Origin of the sequence: Mycobacterium sp., assembly GCF_046091765.1 — a bacterium.
In the GTDB taxonomy this organism is placed as follows: Bacteria; Actinomycetota; Actinomycetes; order Mycobacteriales; family Mycobacteriaceae; genus Mycobacterium.
Genome location: NZ_JBJTCF010000090.1, coordinates 47,307 through 60,143, shown reverse-complemented (window position 1 = coordinate 60,143; position 12,837 = coordinate 47,307). Strand labels below are relative to the sequence as shown.

Here is a 12,837-nt window from a genome sequence, read left to right as displayed (position 1 = left end):
TGGTCGCTGCCCCGCCCGTCGTGCGCATCTCGGCCCGGGACTCCGGCGGCGAAACTCTGGCGCTGGATTTCACGATCAACATTGTTCGGCTGCCGGCACCGGTCTTCAGCACCCAGGTGGCCGGGGATTTCGACGACCGTCGACCCCACCTCCGGCGGCAGCCCGGGAATCCCCGGCGGCGGGGCCCCCGGCGGAGGCGGGGGCGGCGCGGGCGGAATGCCGTTGCTGATCAGCAGCGTGACGATGATGCCCGGCACGGTCTGGCCGCTCGGTGAGGTGCCGACCACGGTGCCCGCCGATGCGGTGCTGTTGATCGAGCTGGCTTGGTCGGCGACCTGGAACCCGGAGGCGCGCAGCTCCTCGCGGGCGCTGTCCTGGCCCATCCCGTTGACGCTGGGGACCCGGGAGCCGGGGGCGCCGTCCACGTAGCGGGGATCGGTCGGCGGCAGCCGGACGTCACCGAATTTCTCCGCGATCGGGTTCATCGCGGTGAACCAGGTCGTGGCCGGCTCGTTGCCGCCGAACAGGTTGCCGTCATAACACCGGCGCAGCGGAAAGGAACACAGGTCCGTCGGATCGGGGGAGTCGTCGTAGATGTAGTTCACCGCGGCGTAGCGGTTGGTGTAGCCGACGAAACCGGCCGACCGATGCGCCTCGGTGGTGCCGGTCTTGCCCGACATCGGCAGTGACCACCCGACCGAGCCCGCCGCACCGACCGCGGTGCCGCTGATGGTGTCGCGGGCCAGCGCGTTGGACAGTGTGTCGGCCAGACCCTCGGGCACCACCTGCTCGCAGGACTCGGTGTTGACGGCGATCTCGTTGCCCCTGCGGTCGTAGACCTTGTCGACCGGGTTGGGCGGGCACCACATGCCGCCGGAGGCGAGCGTGGCCGCGACGTTGGCCAGTTCCAGCGGGTTGACCTCGAACGGCCCGAGGGTGAACGAGCCGATGTTCTGGCGCTTGATGAAGTCCGCGAGACTCTCGTTGCCCTCCGGGTCATACGGGCGGGCGGTGCCCGGCTCGGCGTAGGAACGCAGCCCGAGTTTGACGGCCATGTCCACGCTGCGCTGCACCCCGACCTGTGAGATCAGTTTGGCGAAGGCGGTGTTGGGGGACTTCGCGAGAGCATCGGTGACGCTCATCGACAGGTTGCGGGGGTCGCGGTAGTTCTCCACGCACCAGGTTTCCCTCGGGCAGCCCTTCGCGCCGCCGCTGCCCAGGCCGCGGGCCTCGAAGCGGGCCGGCACGTCCAGGGTGGCGCTGGTGCCCAGACCCAGTTCCAGCGCGGCGGCGGTGGTGAAGATCTTGAAGATCGACCCCGCCCCGTCGCCGACGAGGGAGAAGGGTTGCGGCTGAACCGTCTCCCAGGCACCGGTGTTGAGCCCGTAGGTGCGGTTGCTGACCATCGCGATCACCGGGTGGGTGGTCTTGCCGGGCAGCACGACGTTCATCACGCTGGCGACGCCGTCGAGGTCGGGTGCGGCGAGCGAGTCGACCACCTGCTTGACGTCGGACTGGACGTCGGGATCGAGGGTGGTCTTGATCAGGTAACCGCCCTTGGCGACCTGCTCCTTGCTCAAACCGGCCCGGGCCAGGTACTCCTGCACGTAGTCGCAGAAGAAGGCCCGGTCCCCGGCGGCGATGCAACCCCGCGGCAGTTCGTTCGGCCGCTCCAGGATGCCCAGCGGCTGCTGTTTGGCCGCCTGGAGTTCATCGGCCTGCCCGGGCAGGTTCTCGATCATCGTGTCCAGCACCAGGTTGCGCCGGGCCAGCGCGCCGTCGGGGTTGGTGTACGGGTTGAGCGTGCTGGTCGACCTGACCAGGCCGGCCAGCAGCGCCGACTGCTGCCAGTTCAGATCCGCGGCGTCGATCCCGAAGTAGGTCTGGGCGGCGTCCTGCACGCCGAAGGCGCCGTTGCCGAACGACACCAGGTTCAGGTAGCGGGTGAGGATCTCGGGCTTGGTGAACGTCTTGTCCAGCGTCAGCGCCATCCGGATCTCGCGCAGCTTGCGCGCGGGTGTGGCCTCGACCGCGGCGCGTTTTTCGGCCTCGGTCTGGGCCAGGACCAGCAGCTGATAGTTCTTGACGTACTGCTGCTCGATGGTTGAACCGCCGCGGGTGCTCAGATCGCCCGAGGCGTACCCGGCCAACCCGGTCAGGGTGCCCTTCCAGTCGACGCCGTTGTGCTCGGCGAAGCGCTTGTCCTCGATCGAGACGATGGCCAGCTTCATCGTGTCCGCGATCTTGTCGCTGGTCACCTCGAAGCGGCGCTGCGAGTACAGCCAGGCGATGGTGTTGCCGCGGGCGTCGACCATGGTGGTCACGGCCGGAACGTCGCCGTCGACCAGCTGGGCCGACCCGTTGGCCACGATGTCGGAGGCCCGGTTGGACATCAGCCCGACGCCCCCGGCCACCGGAAAGAGCAGAGCGGCGACGATCACGCCGGCCAGCAGGCAGCACCAGGCCAGCCGGATCAGGGTGGGGCCGGTCGGGGGGCGCTCCGACATGGGGGATAGCGTACTGAGCGCCGGTTGGGGGATCGGGCGCGGCATCCGGGTGGCCCCGGCGGCGCAGCCGACGGTGCGCCGCGGCGACAAAATCGCAGTTCACGATCGGACGGAACACGCGTCCCAAAAAAGCTGTGACCAGACTGTTGCGCAAACGATACCTGAGCACCTAACTTAAACACACGGTGCGACTCAGGTAACACTGATCACGCAACGTGGCGCGGCTCGCATTCCCGGAGCGCGCCGGAGCGACACGCCGCCCCGCCAGGCGGCCCGGACGAAGGGATCGCCCGTGTCGGGTACTCGGCCCGCTGCCCGCAGGACAAGCCCACAGCTGCACGCTTCTCTCAACGGCCCGGACGGGGAGGCCCGAATAGCCTGGGTATCCAAGGCCCTGTGTCGCACGACCGATCCCGACCAGCTTTTCGTGCGGGGGGCCGCTCAGCGCAAGGCCGCCATCATCTGTCGGCACTGTCCGGTGATCGCCGAGTGCGGCGCCGACGCGCTCGACAACCGGGTGGAGTTCGGCGTCTGGGGTGGAATGACCGAGCGTCAGCGCCGCGCGCTGCTCAAGCAGCACCCCGATGTGGTCTCCTGGGCGGAGTTCTTCTCCGGTCAGCGCAAGCAGCGCTCCGTCTGCTGAGGTTTCCCGTCACCCCTCGCCGGTGATCTGGTCGGCGATCGACTGAAGCGCGTCGAGGTCGGACACGTCGAACGGCAGTGACGGCACCCCCACCACCGGCACGTGCGGATTCGCTCCGGTGAATCGGGACAGCAGCCGAACCTCCCGCTTGGCGGTCTGGGCGCGGTCGGCGTGAATCCGCAGGACCCCCGCCGCCACCGCATCACCGTTGGGGGAGAGAGAGGCCTCCAGATCGGTCGCGCCGTCGACAGCGCGCTCGACGGTCAGCGCACACAGCATCGGGTGGGTCCGGTTGAGGATCAGACCGGCCAGCGGCATGCCCTCCTCGGAGAGCCGGTCGACGAAGAACGTCGCCTCCCGCAGCGCATCCGGTTCGGGCGCCGACACCACCACGAACTGTGTGCCGCGCCGCTTGAGGAGTTCATAGGTCCGGTCGGCGCGTTCCCGGAAGCCGCCCAGGGTGGTGTCCAGTGACTGGATGAACGACGACGCGTCCGAGAGCAACTGCGAACCGAGGATCGTCGACATGGCCTTCATCGCCAGCCCCATGACGCCGGTGACCAGCCGGCCGATACCGCGACCCGGGCTCAGCAGCAGTCGCCACATCCGGCCGTCCATGAAGCTGCCGAGGCGCTTGGGGGCGTCGAGAAAATCCAATGCGTTGCGCGACGGCGGGGTGTCGACGACAACCAGGTCCCAGCGGTCCTCGGCGAGCAACTGGCCGAGCTTCTCCATCGCCATGTATTCCTGCGTGCCGGCCAGGGAGGTGGCCAGGGTCTGATAAACCTGGTTGTTCAGAATCTCCTGTGCCCGTTGCGGATCGGAGTAACCGACGATCATCTCGTCGAAGGTGCGCCGCATATCGAGCATCATCGCGTGCAGTTCACCGGTCACATCAGCGTCGAGAGGCACCTGTTGCGGGGTGTTGCCGAGTTCCTTGATGCCGAGTGCCTGTGCCAGTCGCTTGGCGGGGTCGATGGTCAGCACGACGACGGTGCGCCCGTACTCGGCGGCCCGCACCGCCATCGCCGCGGCGGTGGTGGTCTTGCCGACACCACCGGCGCCACAGCAGACCACCACCCGGTTGGACCGGTCGGACAGGATGGCCTTCATGTCCAGGGCCGGAGGGGTGGCGCTCATCGTCTGAAGCCGCTCACCGGACGCCCTGCTCGGCGAGGATCTCGGCCAGCTCGTAGAGGCTGCCCAGATCCACCCCGTCGGAGATGGTGGGCAACTCCAGCAGCGGGGTGCGCAGCTTCTCCAGCATCGCCTCGCTCTCCGAACGGGCACGGACCCGGTTCGCGTGTTCGATGGTCTCGGTGAGCAGACCCGCGAAATCAGCGTCGTCGAGTGTGATGCCGGCCTTCTTCAAGCCGGTTCGCACCGCGTCCGCGTCGATGTGCCCCTCGGCCGCCTTGCTCAGATCGTCGGGCGGCAGAAATGCGGGGATCGTCCGATTGATGATGACGCTGCCGACGGGGAGTTCGAGCCTCTCGAGTTCCTCGATGGCCTCCATCGTCTCCTGAATGGGCAGGGACTCCAGCAGGGTGACCAGATGGATCGCGGTGGTCTCCGAGTGCAGAAGTTGCACCACGCTCTCGGCCTGGCCGTGAACCGGACCGCCCTTGGAGATCTGGGTGAGGGCCTTGGTCACGTCGAGGAACCGGCCGATCCGTCCGGTGGGTGGGGAGTCCACCACCACCGCGTCGTAGACCGGACGGCGGGAGCCGTCGACCCGCACGACGGACTCCTTGATCTTGCCGGTGAGCAGGATGTCGCGCAGGCCCGGTGCGATGGTGGTGGCGAACTCCACCACGCCGATCCGCTTCATCGCGCGGCCTGCCAGGCCGAGGTTGTAGAACATCTCGAGGTATTCCAGGAATGCGGCCTCCAGCTCGATGGCCAGGGCGTTGACGTGCCCGCCGCCCTCGGCGGTGGCGACCTTCGTCTCCTCGTAGGGCAGCGGCGGGACGTCGAAGAGTTGCGCGATGCCTTGACGCCCTTCGACTTCCACCAGCAGCACCCGGCGCCCGCCGGCCGCCAGGGTCAGCGCCAGCGCCGCGGCGACGGTGGTCTTGCCGGTGCCGCCTTTGCCGGTGACGAAGTGCAGTCGCGCCTCGGTCAGGCGCGACGGCCAGCCGACCGCGCTACCCGTGCCGCGTCGGCCTGGTTTCGTCGCCACCGCCCCATGCTAGCCAAGTCCGCCCGCCGATCGAGGCGGCGCAGCCGGCCGGCGACTCGGCGTTAGGCTTCGGCCATGAGCCAATCAACACGGTGGGAGTACGCGACGATCCCGCTGCTGACCCACGCGACCAAGCAGATCCTCGACCAGTGGGGTGCCGACGGCTGGGAGCTGGTCGCGGTGCTTCCGGGCCCGACCGGCGAGCAGCACGTCGCCTACCTCAAGCGGCCGCTCGAGGCCGACCGGTGAGTGCCCGGTGAGCACCTCTGCGCGGCTGGCCGAACTCGGCATCACGCTGCCCGAGGTGGCCCGCCCGCTGGCGGCCTACGTACCGGCGGTGCGCACCGGGAACCTGGTCTACACCTCCGGGCAGCTGCCGCTGCAGGGCGGTGCGCTGTCGCACACCGGGAAGGTGGGAGCGGAGGTCGGATCGGCGGAGGCGACGCTGGCCGCCCGCACCTGCGCCCTCAACGCGCTGGCGGCCATCGACGCGCTGGTCGGGATCGACTCGGTCACCCGGGTGGTCAAAGTGGTGGGCTTCGTCGCCTCGGCTCCCGGGTTCAGCGGCCAGCCCGCGGTGGTCAACGGCGCCTCGGAGTTGCTCGCCGAGGTCTTCGGTGCGAGCGGGGCGCACGCCCGCTCGGCGGTCGGGGTGGCCGAGTTGCCCCTGGACGCCCCGGTCGAGGTCGAACTCATCGTCGAGGTGGGGTGAGGAGGGGTGAGGTGAGGTGGGGCGGCATGACCCTGCGCCGGCCGTGACCCACCCCGCCTACGGCACGCTGCGCCCGGTCACCGAGACCGCCTCGGTCCTGGTGTGCGACAACCCCGGCCCGCTGACCCTGGAGGGCACCAACACCTGGGTGCTGCGCGGGCCGGGCAGCACCGAGAGCGTGGTCGTCGATCCCGGCCCCGACGACCACGAACACCTCGCCCGCCTGGCCGACGTCGGGCCGATCCCGCTGGTGCTGATCAGCCACCGCCACGGCGATCACACCGGCGGCATCGACGCACTTGTCGCCGCATCCGGTGCGACGGTGCGCTCGGTCGGCAGCGGATTCCAGCGCGGCCTCGGCGGCCCGCTGACCGACCGCGAGGTGATCGACGCCGCCGGTCTGCGCATCACCGTGCTCGCCACACCCGGCCACACCGGCGACTCGGTGAGCTTCGTGCTGCAGGACGCGGTGCTGACCGCGGACACGATTCTGGGCCGGGGCACGGCCGTCCTCGACGACGAGGACGGCTCGCTGGCCGACTATCTGGACTCGCTGCACCGGCTGCGCGGGCTCGGCCACCGGCTGGTGCTGCCCGGGCACGGACCCGAGCACCCCGATCTGGCCGAGGTCGCCTCGGCGTACCTGGCGCACCGGCGCGACCGGCTCGCCCAAGTGGCCGAGGCGGTCCGGGCGCTGGGCGAGGACGTCTCCGCGCGGCAGGTGGTCGAGCATGTCTACGCCGACGTCGACGAGAAGCTCTGGGACGCCGCGGAGAAGTCGGTGCGCTGCCAGCTGGCGTTCCTGCGCGATCAGCCCGGCGGCTGACCGGGGCACTCAGCGGGCGCGGCGGGCCAACCGCTCGGAGTCGCAGATCAGCACGCTCTTGCCCTCGAGCTTGATCCAGCCGCGCTGGGCGAAGTCGGCCAGCGCCTTGTTCACCGTCTCCCGCGAGGCGCCGACGAGTTGGGCGATCTCCTCCTGGGTCAGGTCGTGGGTCACCCGCATCGCGCCGCCCTCCTGGGTGCCGAAACGCTGGGCCAGCTGCAGCAGCTGCTTGGCGACCCGGCCGGGCACGTCGGTGAAGATCAGGTCGGCGAGGTTGTTGTTGGTGCGCCGCAGCCGCCTGGCCAGAACCCGCAGCAGTTGCTCGGCGATCTCGGGGCGGTCGCCGATCCAGGCCCGCAGGGCGTCGCGGTCCATCGACACCGCGCGCACCTCGGTGATCGTGGTGGCACTGGAGGTGCGCGGTCCGGGGTCGAAGATCGACAGCTCGCCGAACATGTCCGAGGGCCCCATGATGGTCAGCAGATTCTCGCGTCCGTCGGGCGAGCGACGGCCGATCTTCACCTTCCCGGACATGATGATGTAGAGCCGGTCGCCGGGTTCGCCCTCGGCGAAGACGGTGTGGCCGCGCGGGAAGTCGACCGGTTGCAGCTGCTTGGTCAGCGCGGCGACAGCGTTGGGGTCGACTCCCTGGAAGATTCCAGCCCTCGCCAGGATCTCGTCCACGTGGCCCCTTCCCGCTCGCCGTGACCGGACGCACAGACGCGGCCCACGCTACACACGATTCCCTCAACCGGTTGGCCGAAATCCTCGATTGCGCCGGGGCCCGCGGGCCCGGCCGGCGACGGCGGCGCGGCGGTCGGCCGGCTGCCCAGCAGGCCCTCGATCCGCTGCAGGCCCAGCGCCGAGAACATCAGCAGAACCGGCACGCACGCCGCCAACAAGCAGGACATGTGCGGCGAGTAAACCGGCCGGACGTCTCGTCGGGGTCACGAATCGCCACCGGTCCGTCGGCATTCGGCGCGGGCGCGCCAGTACCCTTGCACCGTGTCGGCGAAGGCGGGCCCGGGCCCGGCGAAGAAGGCGTCGAAGTGGGACGCCGAGACCCCGCTGGGCCTGGTGCGCCGGGCCCGCCGGATGAACCGCGCCCTGGCGGTCGCCTTCCCGCACGTCTACTGCGAGCTCGACTTCACCAGCCCCCTGGAATTGACGGTCGCGACGATCCTTTCGGCGCAGAGCACCGACAAGCGGGTGAACCTGACCACGCCCGCCCTGTTCGCCCGGTACCGCTGCGCGCGCGACTACGCCGGGGCCGATCGTGCCGAGCTCGAGCAGATGATCCGGCCGACCGGCTTCTACCGGAACAAGGCCAACTCGCTGATTCGTTTGGGCGCCGAGCTCGTCGAGCGCTTCGACGGCGAGGTCCCCGCCACGCTGGAGGAACTGGTGACCCTGCCCGGGGTCGGGCGCAAAACCGCCAACGTGATCCTGGGCAACGCCTTCGGGATCCCGGGCATCACCGTGGACACCCACTTCGGCCGGCTGGTCCGGCGGTGGCGCTGGACCGCCGAGACGGACCCGGTCAAAGTCGAGTTCGCCGTCGCCACGCTGATCGAGCGCCGGGAGTGGACCCTGCTCAGTCACCGGGTGATCTTCCACGGCCGCAGGGTCTGTCACGCCCGCAAACCGGCGTGCGGGGTCTGCGTGCTGGCGGCGGACTGCCCGTCCTTCGGCTGCGGTCCGACCGACCCCCCGACCGCCGCCGCACTGGTCCGGGGTCCCGAGACGGCGCACCTGCTGGAACTGGCGGGGTTGTGAGCCGATGAGGGCGCAGACCGGGTGGACGCTGCTGGGCCTGGCGGTGCTCGGCGCCCTGATTGTCGCGCTGGCCGCGCAGCTGACCGGCGCGCCGCCGGGGACTGACCGACGCGGTTCCCCCGGCGAGCGGGCGCAACCCGTGGCGGACGACCCCGAAGCGCTGACCGAACTGCGCCGGCGCGCCGATCTGGCGCCCTGCCCGGGCCCCGCCGGGGGCCCGGGTCCGGCGGCGCTGCGGGAGGTGACCGTCGGCTGCGCGGCTGACGGGTCGGCGGTGCAGGTCGCCCCCGCGCTGGCGGGCCGGGTGTCGGTGCTCAACATGTGGGCGTACTGGTGCGGCCCGTGCGCCGAGGAGCTGCCCGCGATGGCCGACTACCAGCGACGCGTCGGCGCGGACATCACCGTGGTGACCGTCCACCAGGACCCCGACGAGGCGGCCGCGCTCGCCCGGATGGCCGACCTGAAGGTGCGGCTGCCGGTGCTGCAGGACGGGCGGCGCGCGATCGCCGCCGCCCTCAACATGCCGAACGTCATGCCGACCACGGTGGTGCTGCGTCGAGACGGTAGCGTTGCCGGCGTGTTGCCGCGGGCCTTCACCAGCGCCGACGAGATCGCCACCGCTGTGGATTCGGCGCTGCGGTGACGCTGAACCCGGCGGCCGGCCCGCCCTGGCTGGGCCCCCTGGTGGACAACATCGACCGGATGCCGGAGGCCTACCGGCGCCGCGTGCCCCCCGAGTTGCTCACCGCCCTGACCGGCGCGGGTGCCTCCGCACCGTCCCGGGAGGCGGCGGTGCTGGTGCTGTTCTGCGGACCGCACGCGGACACCTCCGACGGGCGGGTTCCCGACGACGCCGATCTGCTGCTGACCGTTCGCTCGCACACGCTGCGTCACCACGCGGGGCAGGCCGCCTTCCCCGGCGGCGCCGCCGACCCCGGCGATGCCGGCCCGGTCGAGACCGCGCTGCGGGAAGCCCGCGAGGAGACCGGCATCGAACCGGGGCGACTGCACCCGCTGGCCACCATGGAGCGGATGTTCATCCCGCCGTCGGGTTTCCACGTGGTGCCGGTCCTGGCCTACTCGCCCGATCCGGGTCCGGTCACGGTGGTCAGCGAGGCCGAAACGGCCGCGGTGGCGCGGGTTCCGCTGCGGGCGTTCATCAATCCGCGCAACCGCCTCAGGGTCTACCGCAGCGGCGGTGACCCCCGCCATGCCGGACCCGCCTTCCTGCTCAACGAGATGCTGGTCTGGGGTTTCACCGGACACGTGATCGCGGCGATGCTCGACGTCGCCGGCTGGGCGCAGCCGTGGAACACCGCGGACACCCGCGAGATGGACGCGGCGATGGCGCTGGTCGGACACTGCACCGGGAATCCGCGGTGACCGGCTCGCAGTGGCTCGACATCGCCGTGATCGCGGTCGCGCTGATCGCGGCGGTCTCCGGCTGGCGCTCCGGGGCGCTGGGTTCGCTGATGTCCTTCGTCGGCGTGATCCTCGGCGCGATCGCCGGGGTGATGCTGGCCCCGCACATCGTCAGCCACCTGCACACCCCCCGCACCAAGTTGTTCGCGGCGCTGTTCCTGATTCTGGCGCTGGTGGTGGTCGGCGAGATCGCCGGCGTGGTGCTCGGACGCGCGGTGCGCGGATCGATTCGCAGCGGACCGGTGCGTCTTGCCGACTCGGTCGTGGGTGTCGCCCTGCAACTGGTCGTCGTCCTGGTGGCCGCCTGGCTGCTGGGCAGCCCGTTGACGTCGTCGAACCAACCCGCTTTGGCGTCGGCCGCCAGTGGGTCGAGGGTGATCTCCGAAGTCGACAAGTACGCCCCCGACTTTTTGCGGACTGTGCCGAAGCGGATCTCCGCGCTGCTGAGCACCTCGGGTCTGCCCGATGTGCTCGAGCCCTCCGGGCGCACGCCGGTGGAGGCGGTCGAACCGCCGGACGAATCACTGGCCGGCAGCCTGGTGGTCGCCAGCGCGCGGCCCAGCGTGATCAAGATCCGCGGCGTGGCGCCCGCCTGCAAGAAGGTGCTCGAGGGCACCGGGTTCATCATCGCGCCCAACCGGGTGATGTCCAACGCGCACGTGGTCGCCGGCTCGGAGAGCGTCACCGTCGAGGCGGAGGGCCAGACCTACGACGCGACGGTGGTCTCCTACGACCCCGATGCCGACATCTCGATCCTCGACGTGCCGAACCTTCCGCAGCAGCCCCTCGTCTTCGCCGATCAGCCCGCCAAGACCGGGACCGACGCCGTGGTGATGGGCTTTCCCGGCGGCGGTGACTTCGTGGCCACGCCGGCCCGCGTGCGCGAGATCATCGAACTCAGCGGCCCGGACATCTACAAGACCAAGACGGTCAACCGCGAGGTCTACACCATCAGGGGAGTGGTCCGGCAGGGCAACTCCGGCGGGCCGATGATCAACCGGGCCGGGCAGGTGATCGGGGTCGTGTTCGGTGCCGCGGTCGACGACAAGGACACCGGGTTCGTGATGACCACCAACGAGGTGTCCCGTCAACTGGCCAGGATCGGCAACACCGCGAAGGTGGCCACCGGAACCTGCGTCGGCGGCTGAGAGCTACCCGCCGAGAAAATCCTGCAGCAGCCCGCTGACCTTCAGCGGCTGCTCCTCGTGGGCGAAGTGGCCGGCGTCGGTGACCGTCAGGAACCGGCCGCGCGGCGCGTAGCGGCGGCTGCGGTCGACCGGGTCGGCGAGCACGTAGGGGTCCTCGGCGCCGCGAAGGTGCAGCAGCGGGATGTCCAGGCGGCGGTCCATCAGGCCCATGAAACGCCGTCCCTCGCCGCGCAGTTGGCTGCGCACCGCCCAGCGCTGGTATTCCAGGGCCGAATGCGCCGCCGACGGTATCTGGACGGCCGCACGCAGATGGGCGATCGTCTCGGCGAAGTCCGCCGAGGCGGTCCACCGGCTCGACGCGCGCTTGCGCACGAGCCGCTCCAACTCCTCGCCGTCACGGCGGGTCAGCACGTGCTCGGGCCAGCGCGGCAGCTGATAGCGCAACAGATCCGGCAACAGGGCGCGTCCCTGGTCGCGGCGGGTGAGTGCCGATGCCCGCAGAGCAGCCGGGTGGGGCGAGCTGATCAGTCCGATCGCGCTGACCGCCCGGGGGTGCAGCACGGCCGTGGCCCAGCACACCAGACCGCCGTCGGCGTGGCCGACCAGGGTTGCCGAGGTATGCCCGAGAGCGCGGACCAGACCCGCGGTGTCCCCGGCCAGGGTCCAGCCGTCGTAGCCGCGGGGCGGTTTGTCGCTGCCGCCGTAGCCGCGCAGATCGACCGCGACCACGCGGGCACCTGTCAGGTTCCGCAGCTGGTGTCGCCACGACCACCAGAACGATCCGAAACCGTGCAGCAGGATCACCAGGGGCCGCGCGGTTGCCGGGCTGTCGGGGTCACCCGGCAGGGCCTCGACACAGTGGAACCGGATTCCGTTGGCGTGGACGTCGTGGTGTCGCCACGGTCCGGGGATGCGGGTGACCGAGGGATCCGGCCCGGCCATCACCAGCCCGACGGGTCGGCCGGCGCGGGATCGGGGGGACGTGCCGCGACCGCGGGTGCGGAGTCACCGGCTGATCTGCCGCCGCCACCGAGTGCCGGGGTCAGGGCGGCGGCGGTCTCCTTGACCGACTCGATGGTCTGCTGCGGCCCGCGGATCCGGCGCACCTTGAGATAGCCCAGCAGGGCCAGTGCCACCGTCGCCACCAGCATCAGCACGAACACGATCAGGAAGGCGGCCCAGCGGGCCAGCCAGTTGTCCAGCAGCTCGGCGAGGAAGAAGAACAGGAAGAAGGTCGAATAGGCCAGCACCACCAGGGCGGCGATGAAGAACACGCTGCCGGTCAGACCCTTCTTGACGTCGCGGGTGATCTCGGCGCGGGCCAGTTCGACTTCGGCCCGTACCAGGGTCGAGACCTGCAGGGAGGCGTCTTTGACCAGGTCGCCGAAGGACGGGTTGTCCGGTACCGCCTGGGGGTCGACCAGCGGGATCGACGTCGCCGTCGTGGGCACCCCGTGCTTGCGATCCTTGCTCACGGCTGTTCCTCCCGGGGTTGGGTCTGGTCGCGGTTCATGTTGCCACGCGGGCGGCCCGGCCGGATACCGGTCGCGTTGTTACGCAAGTGACTAATGTGACTCAGCTAGACTGGCCAGTCGGGTGTGAATTGACTCGGAGGTGTCGG

General features: G+C 70.3%; 14 protein-coding genes. 8 read left to right on the top strand and 6 right to left on the bottom strand.

The window, feature by feature from the left end; all coding sequences use genetic code 11:
• A partial coding sequence (locus ACKOB8_RS09740; RefSeq protein WP_526377004.1) for a penicillin-binding protein occupies nt 1-2,507 on the bottom strand: 2,507 nt, incomplete at its 3' end.
• A gap of 292 nt (nt 2,508-2,799) precedes the next feature.
• On the opposite strand from ACKOB8_RS09740, the gene ACKOB8_RS09735 reads away from it, so the two are divergent.
• Nucleotides 2,800-3,150, top strand: coding sequence for a WhiB family transcriptional regulator (locus ACKOB8_RS09735; RefSeq protein ID WP_526377003.1), 351 nt, complete (start codon nt 2,800-2,802; stop codon nt 3,148-3,150).
• A 9-nt stretch (nt 3,151-3,159) separates the two neighbouring features.
• Here the strand turns inward: ACKOB8_RS09735 and bagB are convergent, their stop codons facing one another.
• Together bagB and bagA are read right to left on the bottom strand one after the other, a co-directional pair.
• Nucleotides 3,160-4,290, bottom strand: a complete 1,131-nt coding sequence (bagB, locus tag ACKOB8_RS09730) for an ATPase BagB (protein ID WP_526377002.1) — start codon at nt 4,288-4,290, stop codon at nt 3,160-3,162.
• Nucleotides 4,291-4,303: 13 nt separating this feature from the next.
• Nucleotides 4,304-5,332 (bottom strand): ATPase BagA, encoded by a 1,029-nt coding sequence (gene bagA / locus ACKOB8_RS09725; protein ID WP_526377001.1) that lies wholly within the window; start codon nt 5,330-5,332, stop codon nt 4,304-4,306.
• 75 nt (nt 5,333-5,407) lie between these two features.
• On the opposite strand from bagA, the gene sp36 reads away from it, so the two are divergent.
• The 3 genes from sp36 to ACKOB8_RS09710 are packed head-to-tail and all read left to right on the top strand — an operon-like array spanning nt 5,408 to nt 6,870.
• Nucleotides 5,408-5,581, top strand: coding sequence for a Sp36 family protein (sp36, locus tag ACKOB8_RS09720; protein ID WP_526377000.1), 174 nt, complete (start codon nt 5,408-5,410; stop codon nt 5,579-5,581).
• Nucleotides 5,582-5,588: 7 nt separating this feature from the next.
• Nucleotides 5,589-6,044 (top strand): RidA family protein, encoded by a 456-nt coding sequence (locus tag ACKOB8_RS09715; protein ID WP_526376999.1) that lies wholly within the window; start codon nt 5,589-5,591, stop codon nt 6,042-6,044.
• Nucleotides 6,045-6,087: 43 nt separating this feature from the next.
• Nucleotides 6,088-6,870 (top strand): MBL fold metallo-hydrolase, encoded by a 783-nt coding sequence (locus ACKOB8_RS09710; RefSeq protein ID WP_526376998.1) that lies wholly within the window; start codon nt 6,088-6,090, stop codon nt 6,868-6,870.
• Between the two features lie 9 nt (nt 6,871-6,879).
• On the opposite strand, the gene crp is transcribed toward ACKOB8_RS09710, so the two are convergent.
• A complete protein-coding gene (gene crp / locus ACKOB8_RS09705) occupies nt 6,880-7,554 on the bottom strand; it encodes a cAMP-activated global transcriptional regulator CRP (RefSeq protein WP_526376997.1) in 675 nt (224 codons plus the stop codon).
• 411 nt (nt 7,555-7,965) lie between these two features.
• On the opposite strand from crp, the gene nth reads away from it, so the two are divergent.
• The 4 genes from nth to marP are packed head-to-tail and all read left to right on the top strand — an operon-like array spanning nt 7,966 to nt 11,216.
• A complete protein-coding gene (gene nth / locus ACKOB8_RS09700) occupies nt 7,966-8,646 on the top strand; it encodes an endonuclease III (protein ID WP_526377012.1) in 681 nt (226 codons plus the stop codon).
• A gap of 4 nt (nt 8,647-8,650) precedes the next feature.
• Complete coding sequence (locus ACKOB8_RS09695; RefSeq protein WP_526376996.1) at nt 8,651-9,289, top strand: TlpA family protein disulfide reductase; 639 nt, start codon at nt 8,651-8,653, stop codon at nt 9,287-9,289.
• Nucleotides 9,286-10,029: an NUDIX hydrolase gene (locus ACKOB8_RS09690; RefSeq protein ID WP_526376995.1), complete on the top strand. Its 744-nt coding sequence runs from the start codon at nt 9,286-9,288 to the stop codon at nt 10,027-10,029. The genes ACKOB8_RS09695 and ACKOB8_RS09690 overlap by 4 nt, the downstream gene beginning before the upstream one ends.
• Nucleotides 10,026-11,216 (top strand): acid resistance serine protease MarP, encoded by a 1,191-nt coding sequence (marP, locus tag ACKOB8_RS09685; RefSeq protein ID WP_526376994.1) that lies wholly within the window; start codon nt 10,026-10,028, stop codon nt 11,214-11,216. The genes ACKOB8_RS09690 and marP overlap by 4 nt, the downstream gene beginning before the upstream one ends.
• Before the next feature lie 3 nt (nt 11,217-11,219).
• On the opposite strand, the gene ACKOB8_RS09680 is transcribed toward marP, so the two are convergent.
• Nucleotides 11,220-12,158, bottom strand: a complete 939-nt coding sequence (locus tag ACKOB8_RS09680) for an alpha/beta fold hydrolase (protein ID WP_526376993.1) — start codon at nt 12,156-12,158, stop codon at nt 11,220-11,222.
• Nucleotides 12,158-12,691 carry a phage holin family protein gene (locus ACKOB8_RS09675; protein WP_526376992.1) on the bottom strand — a complete coding sequence of 178 codons (534 nt, stop codon included), beginning with the start codon at nt 12,689-12,691 and terminating at the stop codon, nt 12,158-12,160. The genes ACKOB8_RS09680 and ACKOB8_RS09675 overlap by 1 nt, the downstream gene beginning before the upstream one ends.
• Nucleotides 12,692-12,837 lie beyond the last annotated feature (146 nt).

Coding starts and splice junctions, on each gene's coding strand:
- bagB (WP_526377002.1), bottom strand. CDS start 4,290: ATGAGCGCCACCCCTCCGGCCCTGGACATGAAGGCCATCCTGTCCGAC.
- sp36 (WP_526377000.1), top strand. CDS start 5,408: ATGAGCCAATCAACACGGTGGGAGTACGCGACGATCCCGCTGCTGACC.
- nth (WP_526377012.1), top strand. CDS start 7,966: ATGAACCGCGCCCTGGCGGTCGCCTTCCCGCACGTCTACTGCGAGCTC.
- ACKOB8_RS09695 (WP_526376996.1), top strand. CDS start 8,651: ATGAGGGCGCAGACCGGGTGGACGCTGCTGGGCCTGGCGGTGCTCGGC.
- ACKOB8_RS09680 (WP_526376993.1), bottom strand. CDS start 12,158: ATGGCCGGGCCGGATCCCTCGGTCACCCGCATCCCCGGACCGTGGCGA.